Source organism: Streptomyces sp. NPDC000594, from assembly GCF_040299965.1.
Classification (GTDB): Bacteria; Actinomycetota; Actinomycetes; order Streptomycetales; family Streptomycetaceae; genus Streptomyces.
In genome coordinates this window covers 160,559-185,355 of record NZ_JBEPCY010000005.1, presented here as the reverse complement: position 1 = coordinate 185,355, position 24,797 = coordinate 160,559, and the positions used below count along the sequence as shown (strand labels likewise).

General features: G+C 74.7%; 24 protein-coding genes. 9 read left to right on the top strand and 15 right to left on the bottom strand.

What is annotated here, in order from left to right:
• Positions 1–130: 130 nt before the first annotated feature.
• The gene (locus ABT354_RS10075; RefSeq protein ID WP_351491466.1) at positions 131–535 is read right to left on the bottom strand and encodes a recombinase family protein; all 405 of its coding nucleotides are present in this window, start codon (positions 533–535) and stop codon (positions 131–133) included.
• 198 nt (positions 536–733) lie between these two features.
• Between ABT354_RS10075 and ABT354_RS10070 the strand changes: the two genes are divergently transcribed.
• From ABT354_RS10070 to ABT354_RS10060, 3 genes are read left to right on the top strand one after another with little or no spacing between them, the layout of a single operon-like run.
• Positions 734–1,504: an MBL fold metallo-hydrolase gene (locus ABT354_RS10070; protein WP_351491464.1), complete on the top strand. Its 771-nt coding sequence runs from the start codon at positions 734–736 to the stop codon at positions 1,502–1,504.
• Positions 1,501–2,169: a DedA family protein gene (locus ABT354_RS10065; protein WP_351491461.1), complete on the top strand. Its 669-nt coding sequence runs from the start codon at positions 1,501–1,503 to the stop codon at positions 2,167–2,169. The genes ABT354_RS10070 and ABT354_RS10065 overlap by 4 nt, the downstream gene beginning before the upstream one ends.
• A gap of 58 nt (positions 2,170–2,227) precedes the next feature.
• The gene (locus ABT354_RS10060) at positions 2,228–2,629 is read left to right on the top strand and encodes a hypothetical protein (RefSeq protein ID WP_351491459.1); all 402 of its coding nucleotides are present in this window, start codon (positions 2,228–2,230) and stop codon (positions 2,627–2,629) included.
• Positions 2,630–2,720: 91 nt separating this feature from the next.
• Here ABT354_RS10060 and ABT354_RS10055 read toward each other — a convergent pair whose 3' ends face one another.
• The gene (locus tag ABT354_RS10055; RefSeq protein ID WP_351491457.1) at positions 2,721–3,962 is read right to left on the bottom strand and encodes a sulfite oxidase; all 1,242 of its coding nucleotides are present in this window, start codon (positions 3,960–3,962) and stop codon (positions 2,721–2,723) included.
• Between the two features lie 372 nt (positions 3,963–4,334).
• Between ABT354_RS10055 and ABT354_RS10050 the strand changes: the two genes are divergently transcribed.
• The 3 genes from ABT354_RS10050 (at position 4,335) to ABT354_RS10040 (ending at position 7,375) form a co-directional block, all read left to right on the top strand.
• The gene (locus ABT354_RS10050) at positions 4,335–5,927 is read left to right on the top strand and encodes a bifunctional phosphatase PAP2/diacylglycerol kinase family protein (RefSeq protein WP_351491455.1); all 1,593 of its coding nucleotides are present in this window, start codon (positions 4,335–4,337) and stop codon (positions 5,925–5,927) included.
• Positions 5,928–6,096: 169 nt separating this feature from the next.
• On the top strand, positions 6,097–6,906 hold the full coding sequence (locus ABT354_RS10045) for a methyltransferase domain-containing protein (RefSeq protein ID WP_351491453.1): 810 nt from the start codon (positions 6,097–6,099) through the stop codon (positions 6,904–6,906).
• Positions 6,907–7,000: 94 nt separating this feature from the next.
• On the top strand, positions 7,001–7,375 hold the full coding sequence (locus ABT354_RS10040; protein ID WP_351491451.1) for a VOC family protein: 375 nt from the start codon (positions 7,001–7,003) through the stop codon (positions 7,373–7,375).
• A gap of 4 nt (positions 7,376–7,379) precedes the next feature.
• On the opposite strand, the gene ABT354_RS10035 is transcribed toward ABT354_RS10040, so the two are convergent.
• The 3 genes from ABT354_RS10035 to ABT354_RS10025 all read right to left on the bottom strand — a co-directional run bounded on the left by ABT354_RS10035 (position 7,380) and on the right by ABT354_RS10025 (position 10,414).
• On the bottom strand, positions 7,380–9,368 hold the full coding sequence (locus ABT354_RS10035) for a DUF5107 domain-containing protein (protein ID WP_351491449.1): 1,989 nt from the start codon (positions 9,366–9,368) through the stop codon (positions 7,380–7,382).
• Positions 9,369–9,464: 96 nt separating this feature from the next.
• Positions 9,465–10,064 (bottom strand): GNAT family N-acetyltransferase, encoded by a 600-nt coding sequence (locus ABT354_RS10030; RefSeq protein WP_351491447.1) that lies wholly within the window; start codon positions 10,062–10,064, stop codon positions 9,465–9,467.
• Between the two features lie 92 nt (positions 10,065–10,156).
• Entirely contained in the window at positions 10,157–10,414 is a 258-nt protein-coding gene (locus ABT354_RS10025) for a lipopolysaccharide assembly protein LapA domain-containing protein (protein WP_351491445.1), read from the bottom strand.
• 174 nt (positions 10,415–10,588) lie between these two features.
• Between ABT354_RS10025 and ABT354_RS10020 the strand changes: the two genes are divergently transcribed.
• Positions 10,589–11,335: a GntR family transcriptional regulator gene (locus tag ABT354_RS10020; protein WP_351491443.1), complete on the top strand. Its 747-nt coding sequence runs from the start codon at positions 10,589–10,591 to the stop codon at positions 11,333–11,335.
• A 105-nt stretch (positions 11,336–11,440) separates the two neighbouring features.
• Complete coding sequence (locus ABT354_RS10015; protein WP_351491441.1) at positions 11,441–12,511, top strand: adenosine deaminase; 1,071 nt, start codon at positions 11,441–11,443, stop codon at positions 12,509–12,511.
• A 91-nt stretch (positions 12,512–12,602) separates the two neighbouring features.
• Here ABT354_RS10015 and ABT354_RS10010 read toward each other — a convergent pair whose 3' ends face one another.
• From ABT354_RS10010 to ABT354_RS09970, 9 genes are all read right to left on the bottom strand, one after another.
• The gene (locus tag ABT354_RS10010; RefSeq protein ID WP_351491439.1) at positions 12,603–13,544 is read right to left on the bottom strand and encodes a S66 peptidase family protein; all 942 of its coding nucleotides are present in this window, start codon (positions 13,542–13,544) and stop codon (positions 12,603–12,605) included.
• Positions 13,541–15,568, bottom strand: a complete 2,028-nt coding sequence (locus ABT354_RS10005) for a S9 family peptidase (protein WP_351491437.1) — start codon at positions 15,566–15,568, stop codon at positions 13,541–13,543. Before ABT354_RS10005 ends, ABT354_RS10010 begins: the two co-directional genes overlap by 4 nt.
• A 13-nt stretch (positions 15,569–15,581) precedes the next feature.
• Positions 15,582–17,003: a M20/M25/M40 family metallo-hydrolase gene (locus tag ABT354_RS10000; protein WP_351491435.1), complete on the bottom strand. Its 1,422-nt coding sequence runs from the start codon at positions 17,001–17,003 to the stop codon at positions 15,582–15,584.
• Positions 16,996–17,829, bottom strand: a complete 834-nt coding sequence (locus ABT354_RS09995) for a M55 family metallopeptidase (RefSeq protein WP_351491432.1) — start codon at positions 17,827–17,829, stop codon at positions 16,996–16,998. Before ABT354_RS09995 ends, ABT354_RS10000 begins: the two co-directional genes overlap by 8 nt.
• Before the next feature lie 107 nt (positions 17,830–17,936).
• Positions 17,937–19,043: a response regulator gene (locus ABT354_RS09990; protein ID WP_351491429.1), complete on the bottom strand. Its 1,107-nt coding sequence runs from the start codon at positions 19,041–19,043 to the stop codon at positions 17,937–17,939.
• Positions 19,036–19,380: a hypothetical protein gene (locus tag ABT354_RS09985; protein WP_351491426.1), complete on the bottom strand. Its 345-nt coding sequence runs from the start codon at positions 19,378–19,380 to the stop codon at positions 19,036–19,038. Before ABT354_RS09985 ends, ABT354_RS09990 begins: the two co-directional genes overlap by 8 nt.
• 239 nt (positions 19,381–19,619) lie before the next feature.
• Positions 19,620–20,351 (bottom strand): class I SAM-dependent methyltransferase, encoded by a 732-nt coding sequence (locus ABT354_RS09980; RefSeq protein ID WP_351491423.1) that lies wholly within the window; start codon positions 20,349–20,351, stop codon positions 19,620–19,622.
• 83 nt (positions 20,352–20,434) lie between these two features.
• The gene (locus tag ABT354_RS09975) at positions 20,435–21,175 is read right to left on the bottom strand and encodes a nitrogen regulation protein NR(II) (RefSeq protein WP_351491420.1); all 741 of its coding nucleotides are present in this window, start codon (positions 21,173–21,175) and stop codon (positions 20,435–20,437) included.
• Positions 21,176–21,329: 154 nt separating this feature from the next.
• Positions 21,330–21,785 carry an SRPBCC family protein gene (locus ABT354_RS09970; RefSeq protein ID WP_351491417.1) on the bottom strand — a complete coding sequence of 152 codons (456 nt, stop codon included), beginning with the start codon at positions 21,783–21,785 and terminating at the stop codon, positions 21,330–21,332.
• 226 nt (positions 21,786–22,011) lie between these two features.
• On the opposite strand from ABT354_RS09970, the gene ABT354_RS09965 reads away from it, so the two are divergent.
• On the top strand, positions 22,012–23,079 hold the full coding sequence (locus ABT354_RS09965) for an Rv2578c family radical SAM protein (protein WP_351491414.1): 1,068 nt from the start codon (positions 22,012–22,014) through the stop codon (positions 23,077–23,079).
• Between the two features lie 22 nt (positions 23,080–23,101).
• On the opposite strand, the gene ABT354_RS09960 is transcribed toward ABT354_RS09965, so the two are convergent.
• On the bottom strand, positions 23,102–24,697 hold the full coding sequence (locus ABT354_RS09960; protein WP_351491412.1) for a transcriptional regulator: 1,596 nt from the start codon (positions 24,695–24,697) through the stop codon (positions 23,102–23,104).
• Positions 24,698–24,797 lie beyond the last annotated feature (100 nt).

The following is a 24,797-nucleotide window of genomic DNA, read 5'->3' as shown; positions in this document are numbered from 1 at the left end:
GCGGCGAGGGTTCCCCTGCCACGGGCGGTCCCGCCACCCGCACGAGGGGGTCCCGTCGGCCGCGTGAGAGGGTCACCGTCGCCCGCGTGAGAGGGGTCCGCCGCCCGTGCGACCGGCGTCCGGCCCCGGCTCAGCAGCCGTCGTAGCCCGCCGTCGGCATGGAGAGTCTGCGGTGCACATCGGCCTTCATCGCGGAGTCGTAGACCGGTTCGTCCAGCCCCGCCGTCTCCAGCGGCACCCCCCGGCGGCGGCACTCGGCGGTGAACTCGGGCACCGAGGCCAGCGCGCGCTCCAGCACCCGTTCATTGGCGACGACGAAGAGATCGACCTGTCCCTCGTCGACGTCGGACCAGAGTCCCTGGTGGTCGGGGCGCACCCCGTACACCAGGAGCTGCCGGGTGACCGTGTGTCCCCGGTCCGCCGCCCAGCGCGCGCACATGGCCTGCTGTCCCCGGGTGTCGACCAGGAAGGGTTCCCGGTCCAGCTCCTCCAGGGGGGTCAGACTGGCGATGGCCGCCACGCGTAAGCCGTTCATGATCGTTCACCCTGCTCTCGATGGTTCGCGGGAGACCCTACTCCGCCGAGGGCATAGGCTCGTACGGGTGTCGTCGGCGCGGCGGCCGCAGCGTACGGGCGCCGTACCCGGCCCCGGACCGGGTGCCCGGCGCCCCGGGCGGGAGGCCGCCCCGGAGCCGGGCGGGTCGCCGGAACATCGCCGTAAAGGAGTGGTCACGTGCCGGTGGAGGTCACCTGGTGGGGTCATGCCACCTGCACGGTCGAGGACTCCGGTACGCGGGTGCTCACCGATCCCCTCTTCGCGCGCCGCCTCGCCCATCTGCGGCGGCGGCGCGGGGAGCTGCCGCCGCCCGAGGCGGCCGTCGCCGACGCGGTGCTGATCTCCCATCTCCACTCGGACCATCTCCATCTGCCGTCGCTGGCCCGGCTGGCGCCGGGGACCCTGGTGGTGGTGCCGCGCGGCACGGTCCGCTCGGTGCCCGCACTGGCCCGGCTGGGGCTGCGGGTGCGGGAGGTGACCCCCGGTGACGAGGTGGCGGTGGGTCCGCTGACGGTACGGGTCGTTCCGGCGCTGCACGACGGGCGGCGGCTGCCGATGGGGCCCCGGCGCTGCCCCGCGCTGGGCTTTGTGATCATCGGCGAGGCCCGGACGTACTTCGCCGGGGACACCGGGCTCTTCGACTCGATGGCCGACGAGGTGGGCACGGTGGATCTGGCGCTGCTGCCGGTCGGCGGCTGGGGCCCCTTCCTCGGCCATGGCCATCTGGACCCGGGCCGGGCGGCCCAGGCGCTGGCCGCGCTGGCGCCGCGCGCGGCGGTCCCGGTGCACTACGGCACGTACTGGCCGATAGGGATGGACGGGATCCGCCCGCATGAGTTCCACTCGCCGGGGGACGAGTTCGTCCGCAAGGCCGCGCGGCTGGCGCCCGGGGTCTCGGTGCACCGGCTGGGGCACGGGGAGCGGATCCGTCCGGAGGGCGCACGGTGAGCTCCCTGGTCTCCGAGACGCTCGGCGGGCTGTCGGACCTCCTGGCCGGGCTGCCCCCGGAGTCGACCCAGCGGGCGGCGGGCTATCCCTCGCTCTTCCTGCTGGTGGCGGTGGGCGCCCTGGTGCCGGTGGTGCCGACGGGCGCGGTGGTCAGCTCGGCGGCGGTGGTCGCCCTGCACCAGAGCGATCCGCTGGCGCTCGGACTGGTCTTCGTGGTGGCCGCGTCCGCCGCCTTCCTGGGCGACATGACGCTGTACTGGCTGGGGCGGCGCGGGGTCCGTTCCAAGAACGGCTCCCGGTGGCTGGAGGAGCTGCGCGGACATGCCGCGCCGGACCGGCTGGAGCAGGCGCAGGCCCGGCTCGCGGACCACGGCACGGCGGTGCTGGTGCTCTCCCGGCTGATCCCGGCGGGGCGGATACCGGTGATGCTGGCCTGTCTGCTGGCGCGGATGCCGATCGCGGTCTTCGCCCGGGGGAATCTGCCCGCCTGTCTGGCCTGGGCCGCGACCTACCAGCTCATCGGGGTCCTCGGCGGCTCCCTCTTCCAGGAGGCATGGCAGGGCGTCGCGGTGGCGGTCGGCCTGACGGTGATCGTCAGCGCGGGCCCGGCGCTCTGGCGCCGCTTCCGCCGGGGCCGCCCGGACTCCCCGGGGCAGGCCGCCTGACCCGAACCCGGTCCCCGGCCCCTGTGCGGACGGGCCGGGCCCGGCTACCGTGGCCACCATGATCGCCAAGGGGCTCTTCCTGCTCGCCGCCGTCGGCTGTGCCGTGCTCGTCCTCGGCGTCTCGGAGCTGCTGTCCCTGCCGGGCTGCCCCGGCGAGGGCCCGGGGCGGCGGCGCTGCGAGGCACCGCCCGGCACGGGGCGGGGGCTCGCCCTCGGCTTCGGCGGGATCTTCTCCGGGGCGCTGCTGCTGGTGGTCGCGCTGGTGCGCACCGGCCCGGCGGGCGACTGGCGGGTGACCCTCGGGATGCCGCTGGGCACGGCGGTGGCCCTGGTGGTGGCGATGGCGGGCGGTGGGGAGACCGGCCCCGGGGAGCTGATCCTGGCCGGAGCGGCGGTGACGGTGAGTACGGCCGTTCCCTGGGCGTTCCAGCGGGCGCTGCCGCCACCCGTACGCCCCTGACCGATCCGCCCCGGCCCGCTGACACGCTGACCGGCTGACCGCCCGGCCCCCGGCCCCGTACCCGCCTCCCCTACCCCGGGGGGGGTAGGGCTCACACCACCGTGACCGGATGGCGGACCACCGCGTCGAAGAGATACCCCTGGGTGTTGTGGACGGTCTCCGTCGGCTGGGTGGTGCCGCGCCGGTCGGTCGCCCGGGTGAGCAGGGTCGCCGGGCCCGTCTCGCGCGGGACCCAGTCGGCGCTCCAGCGCACCCAGCCGTGCCGGCGCGGCGGGTCGAGGAGCCGGGCCGGGCGCCAGCGCCCCCCGCCGTCCGTGCTGATGTCGACCCGGTGGATCGGCGCCGCCGCCGACCAGGCCCGCCCGGTGAGCCGTACCCGCCGGCCCGCCTCCAGGCTCTGGCCCCAGTCGAGTTCCAGCGCGCTCTTGATGGTCTGCCGGGTGAGCGGCGCACTGCCGCCGGGCGGATAGGCGTCGCCGAAGAGCCGGTAGAAGCGGGTGTTCCAGGGCGAGGTGAGCGGGGTGTCGCTGACCTCGATGTCACCGAGCCACTTGATGGAGGCGATCCCGATCCAGGACGGCACGATCACCCGCAGCGGGAACCCGTGGTCGTACGGGAGCGGCTCGCCGTTCATCTCGTACGCGAGGATCACATCGTCCAGCGCCTTGGCGACCGGCAGCGGCCGGCGCACCCGTCCCAGCGAGACGCCCTCGCTGATGAACTCGTCGTCCAGACCCCGGGGCATCACATCCACCGCCGACCCGGTGATGCCCGCCCGGTGGAGCACATCGCGCAGCCGGACCCCGCGCCAGGAGGCGGCGCCGATCGCGCCCATGGTCCACGAGGTGCCGCTGACGGTCTGGCCCTGCTGGCTGGTGAAGAGGCTGCGGCCGTTGCCCGCGCACTCCAGGACCACCGTCCGGGTGACCGAGGGCATCGAGCGCAGCTCGCCGTAGCCGAAGTGGACCGGTCCGCCGCGCAGCCCGCTCCCCCAGACGGTCAGCCGCCAGCCGTTCTCGTCCAGGACCGGGGTACGGGTGTGGTTGCGGACGAAGAAGAGGGGGTTCGGGGTCAGCGGCCCGGTGTGGCGGAGCATCGGGAACCGGGTCTCGGCGTTGGTGCCGCGCACGGTGAAGACATCGGAGGGCAGGGGTTTCTCGATGCCGGGGGCGATTGCGGCGGCGGGCGCGTCGGCGGTTCCCACGCCCCGGGCCCCGGCTTCGGTCCGTACGGCGCCGGCCCGCGCGGCGGGGGCCGTGCCCAGGGAGGTCGCGGCGAGGGGGGCCGCCGAGAGCAGACGGAGCAGCGCACGACGGCCGGGTGCTGCGGACAAGGGTGCCTCCTGAGCGGAAAGGTATGCCGACGGGGTGGGGTGGGGTGCCCGAGGGGGGTGGGGCACGGTGGCCGCGGGGATCCGGAAGGGAGCCGGCGGGTCAGCGACAACGACGGTGCGCTCCATGGGGCTGGGCTGCTGCGGCGTCGGCCATGCGCGCGATCCTAGGGCCCCGGCGGGCGGCCTGGTAGGGCGCGCGGGCGGGGTCCGGCGGGGCTCCTGAAGGTGTACGGGCCCGGGACCGGCGGGTCTCCGGTGGGGTACGGGTCCGGGGCCCGCGGGCCTCCCCCTCGGTGCGTGGTCCGGGCCCCGGCCGGTGGCGAACGGGGGTCGGTGCGCGTGGCCCGCCCTCCGACGGGGTACCCGCGACCCATGTCATCTCCGTACCCACAGGGTGTCGCCCACCGCCGACCGGGTTCCGCCGGACCGTTCAGCCGCTGGGACCGGCGGATCTTCCATACCGTGGCGGCCGTCCGGTGGCCGGGGGCCGAACCCGTGCTGCCCCGGCTGAGCCGGGGCGCCGACCACGGGCTGCTCTGGTTCGGCACGGCGGCCGGGATCGCGCTGGTGGGCCGGGGCGCCCGGGCCCGCCGGGCGGCCGTACGCGGGGTCGCCTCGCTCGCGGTGGCCTCCGCCGTCATCAACACCGTGGGCAAGCGGTCGGTGCGCCGGGCCCGGCCGCTGCTGGACGGGGTCCCGGTGATGAGGCAGCTGAAGCGGCAGCCGTTCACCACCTCCTTCCCCTCCGGGCACGCGGCCTCGGCGGCGGCGTTCGCGACCGGGGTGGCCCTGGAGTCCAGGAGCTGGGGGGCGGTGGTGGCGCCGGTGGCCGCGTCGGTCGCCTTCTCCCGGGTCTACACCGGGGTGCACTACCCGAGCGATGTCCTGGTGGGCCTGGCGCTCGGGGCGGGGGCGGCGCTGCTGGTACGGGAGCTGGTGCCCACCCGGAACCAGCTGCCGTCACCGGGGCGGCCGGTGGCGGCGGCCCCCGCGCTCCCCGGCGGCGAGGGCCTGGTGGTCGTGGTCAACCAGCGCTCCGGCTCGGCGGATTCGGCGGACGAGGTACGCCGGGCGCTGCCGCTGGCCGAAGTGGTGGAGTGCGAGCCGGACGAGCTGACCGCGGCGCTGGAACGGGCCGCCGGGCGGGGCCGGGCGCTGGGCGTCTTCGGCGGGGACGGGACGATCAACCAGGCGGCGGCGGTGGCGGTGGAACGGGGTCTGCCGCTGGCCGTCTTCCCCGGTGGCACCTTCAACCACTTCGCGTACGACCTGGGCGTCGAGGAGGTCGCGGACACCTGCCGGGCGCTGGCGGAGGGCGACGCGGTCCGGGTCGACCTGGGCCGCCTCAGACCGGGCCCGGCACGGAACCCGGGGGCGCCGCACCCGGGGGCCGGGGCGGCCCCGGACCGGGACGGCACGGAGGGGACACCCGGTACCGAACGGCCACCCGGCACGGAGGAGCGGCCCCGGTACTTCCTCAACACCTTCAGCCTGGGCGTCTATCCGGATCTGGTACGGATCAGGGAGCGCTGGTCGCCCCGGATCGGCGGCTGGCCCGCGGGGGTGCTGGCGGCGGCACGCGTCCTGCGCCACGGCCGGCCCCTGGAGGCGGTGGTCCAGGGGCGGCGGCGCCCGCTCTGGCTGCTCTTCGCCGGGAACGGGATCTACCGGCCGGTGGGCCCGACCCCGGGCCATCGTGAGGATCTGGCCGACGGGCTGCTGGATGTCCGGGTGGTGCACGGGGGCCGCCGGCCGGGGCTGCGGCTGCTCGCCGCCGCACTGGCCGGCCCGCTGAGCCGTTCGCCGGTCCACGCGGCCGAGCAGCTGCACACCCTCCGGATCACCGGTCTGGCGCCGGGCACCCGGATGGCGTACGACGGCGAAGTCGTCCCCGCCCCGGCGGAACTGACGCTGGACAAGGCACCGGAGGCGCTCACCGTCTACCGCCCCCGGACCCTGCGCTGAGCCCTCGCCCCCCGCCACGGACCTCCGTGGCGGGGGGCCGGTCCAGATAGTGGTATCCACATGACAAGACGATTCGTCTCAGCATATGAATAAGGCCTTCGGGTGATCCCGGTCCCCCGACCGGTGATCCACAGCGCCCCCACGGGCTCTTGAGGAAGGCAGATCCGCCATGCGCCAGGAAACCGCCGTCTACACCCATGGCCACCACGCGTCGGTGCTCCGCTCCCACACCTGGCGCACCGCCGCCAACTCCGCCGGATATCTCCTCGGCGAACTGACCCCCGGCATGCGGATCCTGGACATCGGCTGCGGTCCGGGCACCATCACCGCCGATCTGGCCCGTCTGGTGCCCGACGGCCGGGTCACCGGGGTCGACCGGGACCCGGGAGTGGTGGCGCGGGCCCGTGCGCACGCCGCCGAACAGTCCGTGGCCAACGCCGACTTCGCGGTCGCCGATGTCAACGCCCTGGACTTCCCGGACGACTCCTTCGATGTCGTCCACGCCCATCAGGTGCTCCAGCATCTGGGCGACCCGGTGCACGCACTGCGGGAGATGCGCCGGGTCTGCCGGCCGGGCGGTCTGGTCGCCGTACGGGACGCGGACTACGGCGCGTTCACCTGGTTCCCCGGGATCCCGGCGCTGGACGACTGGCTGGCGCTGTACCGGCGGGTGGCGCGCGACAACGGCGGCGAGCCGGACGCCGGACGGCGGCTGCTCTCCTGGGCGCGGGCGGCGGGCTTCACCGCGATCACCGCGACGGCGGGCACCTGGTGCTACGCGTCGGAGGCCGAGCGGGAGTGGTGGAGCGGGCTCTGGGCGGAGCGGACCTGCGCCTCCGGCTATGCGGAGATCGCCGTGGCGGGCGGCCACACCACGGCCGAGGGGCTCACCGCCCTCGCGGACGGCTGGCGCGAGTGGGCCGGCCACGACGACGCCTGGTTCCTCGTACCCCACGGTGAACTGCTCTGCCGCGCCTGATCACCCGGGCTGCCCGACGGACGGACCGTCACTCCCCGCTGGCGTCCCGGCACTTCGGGTGACCCTCGCACGGTCGCGGCACTAGGCTCGGGCCATGGACATCCTGGGAACCACGCTGCGTATCTGTGTCGACGATCTGGACGCGGCGGCCACGGTCTATGAGCGCATCACCGGCAGGACCCCGCAGCGGTTCGAACGCGGCGGGGTCCAGGTGGCGGCCGTCGGCTGCTTTCTGCTGATGAGCGGGGACGAAGCGGAGCTTGAGGTATTGCGCAAGGTCACCGCGACCATCGCGGTCAGCGATGTGGACGAGGCCTGCGCCACCCTCTCCGAGGTCGGCGCGCGGATCGTCGCCGGCCCGCTCCCGACCCCGGCGGGGCGGAATCTGATCGCCGTCCACCCCGACGGCTCGGTCTTCGAGTACGTGGACCGCAAGCCGGCCGGCTCCGTCCCGGGGCGCGTCCCCTAGGAAGTCACCGGGGCGTCCCTCCGGCCGGGGTCTCCTGGGTGCGGTAGTCGTACGCCTCCGGCAGCGGATCGTCGGTCAGCGCGCTCCAGACCTCCACCAGCTCCCGGGCTCCCCCTTCGCGGAGGTCCGGCACCTCGAACCCCTCCTCGAAGACGGCGCGGGCCCGCTCGGGATGGCCCTCGGCCAGCAGCAGCCGGGCGTGGAGCAGGGCGAAGCGCCCGCGCCGCTGGATCCCGGCCCCCAGCCGCAGCCACACCGAGCGGGCGTCGGCGGCCCGTCCGGCGTGCAGCAGCGCCTCGATCGCCTCCCGGCCGAGCGCCGCGGTCGCCGCCGGCCAGGCCCCGTCCTCACGGCGCTCACGGCAGAGGTCGTCGAAGGCGGCCAGATGGCGGTCGGCGGCCCGCCGGGGGTGGCCGTCCTCCTCGTCCGCCACGGCGAGACAGCGCAGCAGCGGCCAGCGGGAGGAGGCGAGCGCCAGACCCCGCTCCCAGCTGCGGACCGCCTGGGCCCGGTCACCGGCGTGCCACTGCGCGACCCCCAGGTGGTACTCGGTGAGCGGATCGGCGGGGGCGGTCTCCAGCATGTCCCGCCAGTACGGGGCCACCAGCGAGGGACCGGGCGGGGACACGGCGCCCGGCGCGGGCAGCGCCCCCGTGGTGAGCAGGTCCCGCCAGGGCCGCTGCTCCTCGCCGAGGGTCGACATGTCGAAGGGGGTGCCGGGCAGCTCGGTACCGGAGCGGAGCTGCTCCAGCGCGCCCCAGCCGGATCCGGTGGCGAGGGTGCGGACCGGCGCGGTGTCGGCGGTGGCGAGCCAGGCGCGATGGGCCTCCTCCACCGCCCGCCGGGGCAGTACGGCGGCGAGTGCGGACTCGACCTCGGCGCAGGCGGCGGCCCAGGTGTTCCCGTGGACGGTGCCGGAGTCGGCGGCGAGCGGCCCGTAACACTCCAGCCAGCCCAGTTCGGCCCCCTCGGCCAGCCGCAGATGTTCGAACTGGGTACGGGCGAGCCCCGCCTGGATCTCGGCGTATCCGGTGGTGCCGGGCTCGGTGAGCCAGCGCTGCCAGCGCCTGCCGCCGCGCCCCGAGCCCCAGAGGAAGAGCTTCCGGCCGCGCAGCGCGTCGGTGGAGGTCTGGACGAGTCCGCGGCCCGAGCCGTCGAGGGCGGCGATCCATTTACGGGTGCCCGCGTCGATCTCGTAGAAGTAGTCGGCGGGGTGCTCGCCGCGCTGGGGGTAGGTACGGTCCTCGCCCCGGTAGTCGGGGACGGGCACCCGCTTCAGCGCCCGGTCGTAACCGAAGTGCCAGGCCTCGTCGGCGGGGGCGAGGACCCGGGTGGCGGGGTGCTCCTCGACGGCGGTGTTGGACCACCAGTACACGGGGACGGCCCGCTCGTGCGGATTGCGGATCCGGATGCCGACATGGAGGAAGGCGGAGTCCTCGGGGAGCCAGAGATCGATCTGGAACGGGAGGTCGCGCAGGCGTTCCCACTCCCAGAGCCGGACCATCTCACCGCCGTCGGGGGCGGGGACGACGGCGGCGTGCAGCGGGGCGGCGGTGAGGGTGCTGTGGCCGGTGGAGCCGATGTTCCACTCGATGCCGCCGGAGAACCAGGCGCCGTTGAGGGCGAAGGCGGCGGGCTGGAGGACGGGGTTGCGGTAGAGCAGCTCCCGGCCGGTGGGCCGGTGGTACAGGGAGTGGACCCGGCCGCCGAGCGAGGGGAGGACGGTGACCCGGAGCAGGTCGTTCTCGATGACCAGGGCGTCGAGGTCGGCGGGGGCGCGGTCGCGGCCGTACCCGTCGAGCAGCCGTACCGGCAGTACGGTGCGTGGCGGCGGGCACTCCATCTGCCGGGCCATGTCCCGGGGGAGTTCGGCGCGGACCCGTTCGTCGACGGTGTGGAGCCGGGTGAGGGGCCGGAGCGCGGGCAGCGGATTGGCGGGGCCCAGAGGGGCCGCGGGGAGGGTCAGGACGGTACGCCGCACGGTCGTGGCCAAGACAGCCTCGCTTCGCTCTGCGGGGGCGGCCGCCCGGTCGGGCGGCCGACGACCATGGAAGCGGACCACCGCGGCGACGGACAGGGGCCCGGCCGGTCACTCTTCGGCAAAGTCCCCGGCGGGCGGGACCGGCATATCGGCGGTGAGAGCCCAGCGCTCATGGTCCCGCCAGGCGCCGTCCACCAGGAGGAAGGCGGGCGAGAAGCCCTCCAGCCGGAAGCCGGCCCGGCGCACCAGCCGGAGCGACGCGGCGTTCCCGGGCTGGATATTGGCCTCCAGCCGGTGCAGCCCGAGAGGGCCGAAGGCATGCCGGAGCAGCAGCCGCAGCCCCTCGCCCATCAGTCCGCGCCCGGCGGCGTGGGCGAAGACGCCATAGCCGAGGGCACCGCAGCGGAAGGCGCCGTGGACGATGTTGTTGACGGTGATGAAGCCCGCGATCCGGCCGGTGTCCCGCGCGCAGAGGAGGAAGCCCGCACGGGCCGGCTCCCCGAGACGGTCCAGGTAGGCGGTGTACTCCCCGGCGGTACGGGGCGGCGCGAGCCAGGGGTGGTGGAGGGCGGTGGAGGCCCGCGCGGCGGCCGTGAACCCGGGCCCGTCCTCCGGGGTGAAGGGGCGCAGCGCGACCCGGGGCCCGATGGCGGTCCAGGGCCCCTCGGGCGGCGCGCAGGGGTCGGGCACGGCGGCGGTTCCTGGCATCGGCCCAGGTTACGCGGCCCGGCTCGGTCCGGCTCTGATCGGCCCGGCTCGGCTCTGCTGGGGCCGGCCCGGCTCGGCTCGGCTCGACCCGGCTAGCGCGCCCGGCGGCGGAAGATATAGCCGCCGCAGAGCGCCCCGATGACGAACATCGCGAGAAGGGCGAGATAGAGCGGCATGGTGACGACGGGGATGAGGACCCGGATCCGTACCTGGTCGGTGTTCTCGAAGATGAAGACGATCGCCAGCACCGCCAGGACGGTGACGGCGATCCGCCCGGGGGTGAACCACTCCCGCAGACCCTCGCCCGTCCGGCGCGACCGTGTACCCCTCGATGTGCCCTTGGCGCTCATGGCACCAGAATGGGCCGGGGTACCGCCCGGGGAGCGGTGGAGCGGGCCGTACGGGTGAGAGGGCGGGGGCATCGGCCCCTCACCGTACCGAGATGCTCCTGTCTGACAAGCTTGACAGCCCGGTCAGGGACCCCGCCCGACAGCCGGGCCCGACAGCGAGCACAGGAGGAACCCGTGGCAGTCAGCCGGCCGCAGCGCAGACCGGTCGTCGCCCTGTACGAGCGGATCGCCGACGCCGTCCACGACGGCACCTATCCACCGGGGTCGACCCTGCCGTCCGAGCCCCGGCTCGCCGCCGAGCTGGGGGTCAGCAGACCCGCGCTCCGCGAGGCGCTGCTGCTGCTCCAGGAGGACGGGCTGGTCACGGTGCGGCGGGGGGTGGGCCGCACGGTCAACGACGCCCCGCCCCGGCGCGGCTACGAACGGCTGCGGCCGCTGGAGGAGTTGCTGGCGGGCGGCGGTCCGGTCAGGGTCGGCGCGCTGCTGCGGGCGGTGGAGGAGCCGACCGACTTCACCACCCAGCATCTGCTCGCCCCGGCCGGGTCCGAGCTGCGCTTCTGGGAGTCGGTGCTGACCGCTCCGGGTGCGGCGGGGGTGCTGAGCCAGGAGTGGGCCGCCCCCGAGGAGACCCTCCGGGCGGCGCATCCGGCCTTCGCCGAGGCGCTGGGCGCCCCGGGGGCGGGCGGCGGCTCGATGCTGGCGGTGCTGGCCGGGGTCGCCCGCGGGGTGGCGGTGAGCGGGCACAGCCAGGTCGGCGCGACCCTGCTGGGGCGGCGGCGGGGACGTCAGCTGGACCGGGCCCCGGACACCCCCGCCGTGCTGGTCACCCAGGTGGTGCTGGCGGGCGGGACCCCGGTCCTCGCGGCCAAGCACATGCTGCCGACGGGCGCCCCCGCGCTGCCGGTGCTCCAGTCGGGCTGAGGCCCCGCGCGGCGGCGGCGCCCTGCCGCGACCGCCCGGCTGTCGTGCGCGTCACAGGGATCCCTTCTCGGCCCGCGCCCCGGGGGTGCCGTACACTCCCGGGGCATGCACTTGTCTGACATCCTCCGCGCCCCCAAGGCAGTCCTGCACGACCACCTCGACGGCGGTCTGCGTCCCTCCACCATCATCGAACTCGCCCGGGAGTACGGGTACGACAAGCTGCCCACCGAGGATCCCGCCGCACTCGGCGTCTGGTTCCGGGAGGCGGCCGACTCCGGTTCGCTGGAGCGGTATCTGGAGACCTTCGCCCACACCTGTGCGGTGATGCAGACCCGTGAGGCGCTGGAGCGGATCGCCGCCGAGTGCGCCGAGGACCTGGCGGCGGACGGGGTCGTCTACGCCGAGGTCCGGTACGCCCCCGAGCAGCACCTGGAGCGCGGGCTGACCCTGGACGAGGTCGTCACCGCCGTGAACACGGGCTTCCGCGAGGGCGAGCGTCGCTCCGGCGGCCGGATCGCCGTCCGGACCCTGCTCACCGGGATGCGGCACACCGACCGCTCCGCCGAGATAGCCGCCCTGACCGTCGCCCACCGGGAGACCGGGGTCGTCGGCTTCGACATCGCGGGTGGCGAGATCGGCAACCCGCCCGCCCGCCACCTCGCCGCCTTCCAGCATCTGAAGCGGAACAACTGCCACTTCACCATCCACGCGGGCGAGGCGGTCGGCGCCGAGTCCGTCCATGAGGCGGTGCAGATCTGCGGGGCCGAGCGGATCGGCCACGGGGTCCGGATCACCGACGACATCACCGTGCACGAGGACGGCACGGCGAGCCTCGGGCATCTGGCCGCGTACATCCGCGACAACCGGATCACGCTGGAGGTCTGTCCGACCTCCAACCTCCAGACCGGTGCGGCGAAGGACTACGCGAGCCACCCCATCGACCTGCTGCGCCGCCTCGGCTTCCGGGTCACCCTCAACACCGACAACCGGCTGGTGTCGGGGACCACGATGAGCCGTGAGTTCGCGCATCTGGTGGAGGCGTTCGGCTACGGCCCGGAGGTCTTCGAGGAGTTCACCGTCGCGGCGGTGGAGTCGGCCTTCCTGCCGCTGCCGGAGCGGCGGCGGCTGATCGACGAGGTGATCCGCCCCGGGTACGCGGCCCTGCGCCAGGGCTGACCCGCCCGGCCGGGCCCGGGTCCGGGAGCGCGTGCTCCCGGACCCGGCGCCCCGGCTCACATCAGCTCGGATCAGCTCGGCTCGGATCGGATCAGCTCAGGGCGGGCCCGTCCAGGGTGACCGTGCCCGCGTCCGCGTTCAGGAGCGCCGGGACGCCCAGGGGCAGGGTGAGATTGCGGCCCCCGTGACCGAAGCCCAGCTCCTCCACCACCGGGACGCAGAGTCCGCCGAGACGGTCGCGGAGCACCTCCCGGATCCGCTCATAGGGTCCGCAGTCCGCCCAGGAGCCCAGGGCGATTCCGGTGACCCCGTCGAAGAAGCCGCCGCGCAGCAGCTGGGTGAGGATCCGGTCCAGCCGGTAGTCGTCCTCGCCGACGTCCTCCAGGAGCAGCAGTCCGCCCTCGCCGGTCCGGCGGGCGGCCGGGGTGCCGAGGTCGGCGGCGAGCAGGCTGGCACAGCCGCCGAAGGTGATGCCCCGGGCCTGTCCGGGTATCAGGGGGCGGGCCGTCTCCAGGCCGATGGTCAGTACCGACTCCGGTGCGAAGAGGGTGGACCGCAGATGCTCGCGGGAGGTGTCGTCCTTGAGGAAGTCCAGGGACGCGACCATGGGCCCGTGCAGGGTGACCAGGCCCAGCCGGGCGGCGAACGCCTCGTGCAGCGCGGTGACATCGCTGTAGCCGACGAAGATCTTCGGCCCGGCGGCCCGGATGCTGCTCCAGTCCACCCGGTCCACCATCCGCTGGGCGCCGTAGCCGCCCCGGGCGCAGAGGACCGCCTCGACGGTGGGGTCGCACCAGGCCTCGGTGAGGTCCCGGGCGCGGTCGCCGTCATAGGCGGCGAGATAGCCGAACTGGCCGTGGCGGTCGAGGACATGCGGCGCCACCACCGGCTCCAGCTCCCAGGAGCGCAGGATCGCGAGCCCCGCCTCCAGCCGGTCCTCGGGGACGGGGCCGCAGGGGGCGACGACGGCGACCCTGGCCCCGGGCCGCAGTCTGCGGGGGCGGGTCAGCGGGGTCAGTCCGGCGGTGGTCATGTGCTCAGCTCCAGGGGGGCGGTGTCGGGGCGGTCGATGCCGAAGGCATGGAGATAGAGGGCCAGCTCCGCCTCCAGCGCGCGGATCATGGTCTCGGCCATCCGGAAGCCATGGCCCTCGCCCTCGAAGGCGATATAGCGGTGCGGCACTCCGCGCCCCGCCATCTCGGCGAGGAACCGCTCGCTCTGGGCGGGCGGGCAGATGACATCGTCCAACCCCTGGAGCAGCAGGAACGGCGCCGTGATCCGGTCGGCACGGGCCAGCGGCGAACGGTCGCGGTAGCGCTCGGGCACCTCCTCCAGCGGGCCGATCAGCGAGTGCAGATACCGCGATTCAAAATCGTGGGTCTCGCCGGTGGCCCAGCCCAGCAGGTCCAGGACGGGGAAGATGATGGTGCCGCAGGCGTAGACATCGGTCCCCGCGAGGGAGGCGGCGGCGGTCCAGCCGCCGGCGCTGCCGCCCCGGACGGCGAGCCGGGCGGGGTCGGCGGTGCCCTCGTCGGCGAGGGCGCGGGCGACCGCCGCGCAGTCCTCGACATCGACCTCGCCCCAGCGCTCCCGCAGCCGGTCGCGGTATGCACGGCCGTAGCCGGTGGATCCGCCGTAGTTGACCTCGGCGACGCCGATGCCCCGGGAGGTGAAGTAGGCGATCTCCAGGTCGAGGACGAGCGGGGCATGGCCGGTGGGTCCGCCATGGGCCCAGATGACATAGGGCGCCCGGGTGCCCTCGGGGGCCCGGTGGCCGGGGTGGTGCGGCGGATAGACGGTGGCGTGGATCTCCCGGCCGCCGGGGCCGGTGAAGACCCGCTCCCGGGGCTCGGGGTAGTACGCCGGGTCGACGGGGTCCCGGTGGCGGGCGCCGATGACCCGGGTGTGGCCGGTACGGGTGTCCAGCTCCACCACCTCGTAGCCGCTGCGGGGGGAGGCGGCGATCCCGATGACCCGGTCGCCGTGGACGGCGAGGCCCGCCGCCCACTCGGTCCACGGCCCGGCGGCGTCGACCAGCTCGCCGGTCTCCGGGTCGAGGATGCCCAGCGCGGTGGTGCCCTTGCCGTGGATCACGGCGAGCAGCCCGTCCGCCAGGGGATGGCACCACTGGAGGCCGATCTTCCAGAGCGCGCCGCCGAACTCCTCGGAGCGCCCCGGGGCGAGCGGGGCGCGGGGCAGCGGGGCCGGGCCGTCCAGCTCGTCGGGACGGCTGCGGTAGGGCGCCCACCAGCCGGTGGCGTCGCCGATATGGAGCAGGGAGCCGTCGGGGGCCCATTCGACCTGGCAGATGGACTCCCCGGGGCCGCCGAGGACGGTGCGCGCCCCGGTGAAGGGGCCGGTGCCCTCGGGGATGTCGGCGAGGACCACCTCGGTGCCCTCCCAGGGCATCCGGGGGTGGTCCCAGGCGATCCAGGCGGCCCGCCGGCCGTCCGGGGAGAGCCGGGGGCCGGTGAGGAAGCGATGGCCGCTGTCGGTGTTGGCCAGCTCCCGTACGGCGGAGCGGTCGTCGGCGGCGGATCCGTCGAGCGGTACGGCGGCGATCACCCGGCGGACATCGGTGGGCGCGGGGCCGGTGAACTCCTCCAGCACCCCCCAGACCTCGTCCCGGTCGGGGTGGATCCGCAGATCGGCCCAGCGCAGCCCGTCCCCGGTGGCCCCGACGGGGGTGAGCGGGTACGGACGGGCGCCGGGGGTGTCCGGCTCGTACCCGTACAGCCGCTGGTCGGGGAAGTGGACAAAGACCACCGAGGGGGTGCCGTCGGGCCGGAGGGTGCCCGCCCAGGGGTGGCCCCCGTACTCGATGACCCGGCTGCGGACATTCCACGGCGCGGGCAGCACGCTCTCCTCGGTGCCGTCGGCGCGGCAGCGCACCAGGGTCCGCCGGCCGCCCTCGGTGGGGCGGGGCGCGGTCCACCAGACCTCCTCGCCGACGACGCCGGGGAACTCCGGCCGGCCGTCGTGGGAGGCGGCGGTGGCGGCGTCGACGGGCGACGGCCAGGTGCCGTGGGCCGCCGTTGTGACCGTGTCGTTCACCATGTACGGATCCCCCTCAGGCAGAGCGCAGATAGTGGTCGAGCACATGGACACCAAAGTGCAGGGCGTCGACCGGTACCCGTTCGTCGACGCCGTGGAACATCGCGGAGTAGTCGTATCCGGCGGGCAGCTTCAGCGGGGAGAAGCCGTAGCCGGTGATGCCGAGCCGGGAGAACTGCTTGGCGTCGGTGCCGCCCGCCATGCAGAAGGGCACCACATGGCCGTCGGGGTCGAACCGCTCGATGGCGGCGCGCAGCTTGGCGAAGGTGGGTGAGTCGACGGGGGCCTGGAGGGGGATCTCCCGGTGGTGGAACTCCCACTCCACCCCGTCCCCGGTGAGCAGGTCCAGGGTCCGCTCGAACTGCTCCTCGGCGCCGGGCAGCATCCGGCCGTCGACATAGGCGGTGGCCTGGCCGGGGATGACATTGACCTTGTACCCGGCCGCCAGCATGGTCGGGTTGGCGCTGTTGCGCACGGTCGCCTCGACCAGGGCGGCGGCCGGGCCCAGCTTGGTGATGAGGGCGTCGGCGTCGAAGTCGTCGGCGGTGGTGTCCACCTCGATGCCGTGCAGGGCGGCGATCTCGGTGAGGGCGGCACGGACGGTGGGGGTCAGATGGACCGGCCAGCTGTGCTCGCCGATCCGGGCGACGGCGGCGGCGAGCCGGGAGACCGCGTTCTCCCGGTTGACCCGGGAGCCGTGGCCGGCCCGGCCCTCGGCGGTGAGCCGCAGCCAGGCGGTGCCGCGCTCGCCCGCGCCGATGGGGTAGAGGGTCATCCCTCCCCCGGCGTGGAAGGAGTAGGCGCCGGACTCGCTGATGCCCTCGGTGCAGCCCTCGAACAGCTCGGGGTGGCGGTCGACGAGGAAGCCGGAGCCGTCCTCGGCGCTGGCCTCCTCGTCGGCGGTGTAGGCGATGACGAGGGAGCGCCGGGGGCGGACTCCGGCGCGGGCCCAGGCCCGGACGACGGAGAGGATCATCGCGTCCATGTTCTTCATGTCGACGGCGCCGCGGCCCCAGACCACACCGTCCCGGACCTCGCCGGAGAAGGGGTGGACGGTCCAGTCGGCGGGCTCGGCGGGGACCACGTCGAGATGGCCGTGGACCAGCAGGGCGTCGGCCGTGGGGTCGGTGCCCTCGATCCGGGCGACCACATTGGTCCGCCCCGGGACGCGCTCCAGCAGGACGGGGTCGAGCCCGGCGGCGGCCAGTCGCTCGGCGACATACTCGGCGGCGGGGCGCTCCCGGCAGTCGCCGCCGCCGCGGTTGGTGGTGTCGATGCGGATCAGCTCGGAGGTGAAGGTGACCACCTCGTCCAGGGCCGTCGCGTCGACGGGCCCCCCGCCGCCGGAGTCCTGAAGACCCCGCGGATCCTGGGTACCGCTCAGCTCCTGGGTGCCCTGCGGGCCCTGGGTGCTTCCGGACATGCGCTGCTCAGCCATACTGCTCCTCCACGGCCGCGGAGACGATGGTGGTGACGGCCTTGAAGGTCCGGATCGTCTCGTACATGGTCGAACTGGTGTAGGAAACCTTGCGCTCGCCGGAGCGTGCGACCCCGGGCACCACCGTCGCGGCGGCGGCCAGGTGCTCCGCGTCGAACTCCATCTCCAGGGTGTGGGGTCCGGCGGCGACCGGCTGGTGCCGGACGGCGAGGGCCGCCGCCTCCCGGGCGGCGGCGCGGATGTCGGCGGCGGTACGGGCGGGGGTGCGGCAGACCGCCGCATACCGCGAGACATGGTCCTTGACCGCGACCGCCTTCGCCTCCGGCGCGTACCCCTGGGCGTCGGCGCAGGTCAGGTCGTCGCCGGTGATCAGCACCACGGGGACGCCGTACTCGGCCACCACATGGGCGTTGAGCAGGCCCTCGCTGGCGCGGACGCCATTGAGCCAGACACCGGTGAGCTGGTTGGCGAGATAGGTGTGGGCGAGCACGCCCTCGGTGCCCGCGCCCGTGTGGTACCCGATGAAGGCGATGCCGTCGACATCGCCGTGCTGCACCCCCTCCACCATGGAGAGCGACTTATGGCGCCCGGTCAGCATCTCGACCCGCTCGTCCAGCTGTTCGAGCAGGAGATTGCGCATGGACCAGTGGGCCTCGTTCACCAGCACGGCGTCGGCGCCGCCGTCGAAGAAACCCAGCGCCGCGGCATTCACATCCGAGGTGAACATCGGGCGGCAGCGCTCCCACTGGGAATGGCCCGGCAGTACGTCCGCCGGCCAGGTGACTCCGGTGGCGCCTTCCATATCGGCGCTGATCAGGATCTTCATCCGGTCACTGTAACCCTCCTCGCCGGACTCCCCGAGGGGCTGTGGACAACCCCTCCCGCGCACCCCTCCCGCACACCCTCCCGAGCACCCGGAGCCGTACCCGGCAATCACCGTGCCGCACAGCGGCGTTCCAGATGGATCCCGGTGAAGACGGCGACCTTGGCCCGCAGCACCCAGGGGTCGAAGGGTTTGCCGATGTAGTCCACGGCCCCGGCCGCGTAGCCGCGCGCGGAGTGCGCGGGGTCGTCGCCCATGGCGGTGAGGAAGATGATGGGCACATCCCGGTTGCGGCGGCGGCGCTTGATGTGGGCGGCGGTCTCATAGCCGTCCATCTGGGGCATCTGCACATCCATCAGGATCACCGCGAAGTCGTCGTGGTCGAGGAGCGCCTTCAGCGCCTCACGGCCCGAGGAGACGGCCACCAGCTCCTGGTCGAGGGCGGCGAGCACGGCGGTCATGGCGAGCAGATTGTCCGGCTGGTCGTCGACGATCAGCACCTTGGGCAGCGGAGCGGAGTACGGGTCCGGGGCGGGCACCACCGCCGGGAGACCGGCGGCCCGCTGGGCGCGTTCGACGGACTCCAGCTGGCGTTCCAGGAGCCGGCACCGCTCCTCGGCCCGCTCCCGGTGGTGCCGGGTGACCTCCAGATCGGCGGTGAGCCGGGCGACCTCGCCCCGCAGGGTGTCGCGCTCGCACAGCAGATCGGTGAGGTCCGGGGAGGCCTCGGCGAGCCGGTCGGCGCGCTCGCGCTCGGCGTTCCACTCGGCCTCCAGCTGGCTCAGCCGCACCTCCAGATCGGCGATCTGGTGCTGTCGGTCGAGCAGCGCCTCACCCAGGACGTCGCCGCGCACGGTGGAGCGGCGGGAGATCCGGTCGGCGTCGGCGAGCTGCTGTTCCAGCACCTCCACGGCGTGCTGCGGGGAGGTGCCGGCCTCCACGGCGGCGCGGTGCAGCCCGCGTATCAGCTCGATGGCCTCGGGCGTCGCGGAGGTGCCCCGGTACTCGGCGAGATCGGTGAAGAGGTCCATCACCACCTCCCACGGCGGTACGCGGGTGCCGCTGAGGTAGCGGGAGAAGGTGCCCGCGTCCCGGGCACGGCGGGCGGCGTAGCGGCGTACCGACACCTCCAGGCCGGTGAACAGCTCCCGCAGCGCCTGGGCGAGCGCCCGGGACGGCTCCCTGAGGTCCCCCGCCAGGGGGCGCAGCTCAGGCACGGCCGTCGTCCCCGGTGGCCAGGGCCCCGCCGGGCGCCGCGCCGCCGGCCGACCCCCCGACCGGCCCCCCGACCGGCCCCCCGGCCGGCGTACCGGCGGACGGGGCCCCCGCGGGTGGTAACGGCACGGGCGGTAACGGTCCCGGTGGTGTCCCGGGCCCGGGTCCCACCAGCCGGTCGAAGAACGGCACCGCGAGGCCGCCCGCCGCGAGACCGCAGAGCGCGCCGCGGGCCGCCCCGTCCCCGGCCAGCGCGGCGAGCACCCCCGCCCCGATCCCCGTGAGCACGGCGAGCGACAGCACCAGGGCCGACCTCAGTGAGAGCAGTGAAGATTCCATCCCGCCCCTTTCCTCGTCCGGCCGCGCACGGGCCCGGCCCACCCCTGGGGGCGGCCCCGCCGACCGGTGCGGACCAGCATGGAGCGCGGTACGGGTGTTGCACCGGACAACCGTCACAACGGCAACGTTGACAGGCGTTGGCGGCGCGGCACCAGCGCGCGCAACACCTCCTGGTACGCGCCCGCGCGCGGCGTGGTCCCCGCCGCCGGCCGGGCGCACGGCCCGGTCGGACGGCCCGGTCAGGCGGCCCGGCCCAGGACCAGCCAGGACGACGGCAGCGCTATCCGGGAGCCGTCGGGCTCGTACTCGGTGGTGGTCAGCGGCAGTTCCCCGGCGGCGATCACCGGGAGTCCGGCGGCGGTGAACAGTTCGGCGAGTTCGCCGTCGGGCATGGCGCGGGAGGCGACCCCGTGCCGCAGCACCGGCTGGAGCTTGGGCGGCGGCCCGGCGGGCGCGGCGGCCAGCTCGGCGAGGCGCCGTCCGGCCGCCTCGGCGGGCTCCACCACAAAGGCCCGGCCGCGCGCCCCGGCCAGCAGCGCTATCGCGTCGGCGAGCGCCTGCCGGTCCTGCGGCTCGGCCTGGTGCAGCACCCCGCGCACATAGACATTGCAGTCGCCCGTCTCCGCCCGCAGCCGGGCCACCCCGTCCGGGTCGACGGCGTCGAGCTGCCGGAAACGGACCTCGCCCAGGGGGTCGGCCTTGCGCCGGGTCGCCAGCGCGATGGCGGCGGCGGAGAGATCGACGCCGAGGACACCGGGAAAGCGGTCGGCGAGAAAGAGGGTCTGGGTGCCGTTGCCGCAGCCGATGTCGACCAGGGTCAGCCGGTGGTCGTCCACATGCGGCTCGAAGAGGGCCAGATGCAGGGCGACGGTCAACTCGGGTTCGGTGTCCCAGAAGACCTCGCCCCGGCCCCCGGAAACCTCGCCCCAGAAACCCTCCCAGGCATCCATATATCCGTCAGTGACACTCATGACCGGCTCCCGAGTAGTTTGACTTCGCGTCAAGAAGCGGTCTATCGCGTGATGCCCGTCATCACAAGCGGGCCCCGGGCGGTTCAGACCGCGCCTGCCGGAAAGCGCCGGGCGCGCGCTCCCCCGCCGGGCGTCACGGGGATCCGTTCGTACCGGCTCAGCTCCACCACCGGACAGCCGAGATCGAGGATCCGGGCGACGGTCCGGGCGGTCTCGGGAGCGCTCGCGGCGGGGAGGGATCCGGCCAGCCAGCGGGCGAGCAGATCGGCCCCGGGGTGGTCGGCGGCGAGGGCGAAGCCGGGGGCGATCCGGCGGACCCCCTCCGTACCGCGCGGGCCGTCCGTGCCCTGGGCTCGGTGCGGGCCGGGTGGGTGTTCCGGGCGGTCCCTGTGCCCCCGGTGCTCCGGTTGCCCCGGGCGGTCCGTGCGCTCCGGGCCGTCCGTTCCGCAGAAGGAGGCGGTCGCCGCGGCCAGCACCAGGAGCCGGTCCCCCGCCCGACCGATCAGCGGATAGCCCCACCACACCACGTCGAGCGGTTCCCGGCCCGCGTCCTGGAGCCGGGCCCGGCCCGCCATCGGCGCCGGGCGGCTGTCGGGCGGGGCGCCGGCGGCGGGGGCCGGGGCGGCGTCCAGCCCGTACGCCGCGTACTCGCCCGCCGGCGCCAGCGCGCCGGCGACCGGCAGCAGATCGCCGGCGGGACGGCCCACGGCACCCCCGGGAGGGGCCCCGAAGAGCGTGTCCGCCCCCGGGGACCAGTGGGAGACCAGCCCTTCGGCGTCGACCACGGCGACGGCCAGCGGAATCGGGCCGGCCACGCTGTCCATGGGCGCCAGGCTCCTTCCCGCCGTGTCCCGACCTACCCCGGCTGCCCGGGGGACGGCTGGGACCACGGTACGGGTCCGGGGGGTCCGTTGGCGCGCCAACGCCCGAAGAGGTTGTGCGCCCGCGCGGCAGGGGCGGGCGCCCGCTCGTTCTCCGCTACTTCCCGCCGGTCCGCGCGATCTCGGCCGCCAGCCGGTCGAGCACCTGGTCATAGATGCGGGCGAGTCCCTTGGGCGCGAAGGTGCGCTCGAAGAAGCCGCCGATCCCGGTCGCGCCGGTCCAGACGGAGGTGACGACGACCTTGCTCCGCTTCTCCCCCGCCGGGGTGACGGTCCAGGTGGTGACCATGGACGAGTTGCGGTCCTTCTCGACGATCTCGCCGTCGGTGGGCTCGGTGACCTCCAGGAGACAGTCCCGTACCCGCTTCTTGGTGGCCTGGAGCTTCCAGTGGACGAGCGTGCCGTCGCCGTCGCCGCCCTCCCGGACCTCGTACTCGCTGAACTGCTCCGGAAGGAGGTTCGCGCGGGTGTTCGTGTAGTCGGCCAGTGTGTCGATCACGGTCTCCGCGTCTGCCGCGATGATCCGCTCCGTCGTGGCCTCGACCTGCGCCATGACTCTTCCTCCAGCAGTCGGCTGTGATGTGGGGGTGCCGTGTGGGCCCGGCTTAGCCAACCATCCCACCCCCCGCCGCCCAAATCCGGGGCCCCGTCCCGGCCCGTACCGAGGGCTCCCGAGGGCCCCCGATGGGCCGCGCCCGGAGCGTACCGGGAACACGCGCCCTGCGATCATGGGAACACTTGTTCTATTCTGTGGGCGCCGTACGAGCGAGGAGGCGACCATGCGCTGGGACCATCTGGCCGAGAAACCCACCCGGGCCGGGGACGGCGCCCTCTTCGGCACCTCCACGGTCACCACCAGAACCTTCGACACCCCGGAGTTCCGGGGGATGACCTTCCACGAGGTACGGGCGCGCTCGGTGCTGAACCGGGTTCCGGGGGCCTCCCGGATGCCGTTCGAATGGACGGTGAACCCGTATCGTGGCTGCTCACACGCTTGTGTCTACTGTTTCGCGCGCAAGACACACAGCTATCTCGACCTCGACACCGGACATGGCTTCGACTCCCAGATCGTGGTCAAGGTCAACGCCCCCGAGGTGCTCCGCCGCGAGCTGGGCTCCCGCAGCTGGCAGGGCGCACATGTGGCGATGGGCACCAATGTGGACTGCTACCAGCGGGCGGAGGGCCGCTACCGGCTCATGCCCGGCATCCTGGAGGCGCTGCGCGACCGGGCGAACCCGTTCTCGATCCTCACCAAGGGCACGCTGATCCTGCGCGATCTGGAACTGCTGACCCAGGCGGCCCGGGTGACCGAGGTCGGTGTCTCCGTCTCGGTCGGCTTCCTGGACGACGCGCTGTGGCGCTCGGTCGAACCGGGCACGCCGTCGCCCGCGCGCCGGCTCGATGTGGTGCGCGCGCTGGGCGACCGGGGGATCGGCTGCGGGGTGCTGATGGCCCCCGTGATCCCCTTCCTCGGCGACCACCCCGACCAGCTGCGGGCGACCGTGCGCGCCATCGCGGCGGCGGGGGCGACCTCGGTGACCCCGCTCGTCCTGCATCTGCGGCCGGGCGCCCGGGAGTGGTTCCTGGACTGGCTCGGCCGGCACCACCCGCAGCTCGTGCGGCGGTACGAACGGCTCTACGCGGCCGGGGCGTACGCACCCACCTGGTACCAGCGGCGGATCACCCGGCAGGTGCACGAACTGGCGACGGAGTACGGGATCGGTCCCACCGGACCGGGTCTGCCCCACCGCCGGGGACACCGGCCCGGGTCCCCGGACGCCCCCGACGCCCCGGCGGAGCCCGGCCCCGACCCGGGCGGCGAGCCGACCCAGCTCACCCTGTTGTGACCCGCTCGGCGCGGCCGGCGGCTCACGCGGACGGCGTGGCCGCCGGGACGGGCTCCCTCAGGGCGGACTCGCCGGTGCGGCCCGACGGGATCCAGCGGCGCTCCCCGTACTCGTAGAGATAGGTGGGCCGACCGCGCGACCCGCTGGTGCGGAAGGGGCGTCCGCCCGCGTCGATCCGGGCCGTGCCCGAGCGGTCGCCGCTGCTCCACTCCAGCTCCAGATACCAGTCGCAGTCGCACCCCGCCGTGCTCGCGGTCGCCAGGAAGGTCTCCGGGTCCTTCGCCGAGACGCGGTACGGGAAGGCGACCGCCGGGATCGTCCCGTTCTCGTCGCCGCCGGGGACCGGGCGGACGACGGGCCGGGGCCGGTCGAGGTCGACGGCGAAGGTCCGCTCGGTGATCGAGCCGCCGCAGCCGGAGTCCATCCGGAAGGCGTTGCGGGGCAGCGGGTCGCGCCGGGCGACGATCCGGACCCGCAGCGCCTGGAGGACGACGGCCTCCTCGCTCAGACCCTGCACGGTGAAGCGGACGAGGGTCTCACCGCCGTGCACCGCGCCGAGGGCGTCCGCCCAGGGGCGCGCGTCGGCCGCCATCGGAGGTGGCGGTACGGCACCGGGGGCCCGGTCCACCAGATAGGTGTGGTCGCACCCCGCCTTCCAGGCGTGCTGGTCGGTCCGGACCGCGAACGGCGGCCCGGCGGCCGGGGCGCGTCCGGAGGCCTGGGCCGAGGGCCGGCCGGAGCGGGCGGGACCCTTCGCGGGACCGGTCGCGCCCCGGGTGGCGGCGGTCCGGGGTGCCCCACCGGTGGCCGAGGGGACGGGCGGGAGCGAGCCGGTGGCCGAGGGGGAGCCGGTGGGAGACCTCCGGGGGGCCGGCCGGCTGTCGGGCGACCCGGAAGCGATCACTCCCTTGCCGTCGGGCACCAGCCGGGCGGTGGGCTCCCGTTCGGACCCCAGGAACGGGAGCCCGTCGAAGACCAGCAGGCCGATCAGTACGGCGACGGCGGTGACCAGGGCGGCGACGGCCACGGGACGGGGCAGCAGCCGCCCGATCCGGGCCCTGCGCGAGGGCGCCCCGAGCACCACGGTCACCTCGGGGGCCGCCACCACGGGGGCGGCCACCACGTCCGGGCGGCCGGCACTCTCCGCGCCCGGGGCCTCGGCACCGGAACGCCCCGGCACGGCGGCCCCCGCCCCGGGCACGCCCCCGGCGGCAACCGGCCCGGGCCCGGCCTCCGGGGCACCCGGGGCGTCCTGGGCTTCCGGAGCACCCGGGGTGTTCGGCACATCCGGGGCTTCCGGAGCACCCGGAGCACCCGGGGTCGGCTTCGGGAGGGTTCCGGCAGCCTCCTGACGGAGGGTCCGCTCGGTGTCCGCCGCCAGCCAGAGGCGGTGCAGCGCCACCAGCTCGTCACCCTGGCACCCGCACAGCCGGGCGAAGCGCTCCACCGGACCGAACTCCATCGGCACCGTATGACCCGAGCAGTAGCGGTGCAGCGTCGAGCCGCTGACCCCGACCCGGCGGGCGAGCGCGCCATAACTGCGGCCCGATGCCTCCCGAATCTCCCGCAGCCGCCGCGCGAACGCCTCCGTCCCCGGCCCCTGTGCTTGCGTCCCCACCCGTTCCAGCCCCTCACACACTCCGGAGCGGCATTCCACCCCCTCGCGTATTCCCACGTCAGCAAGGGTGGAACGGTTCCACCCCGGCGGGGTGGTCCCG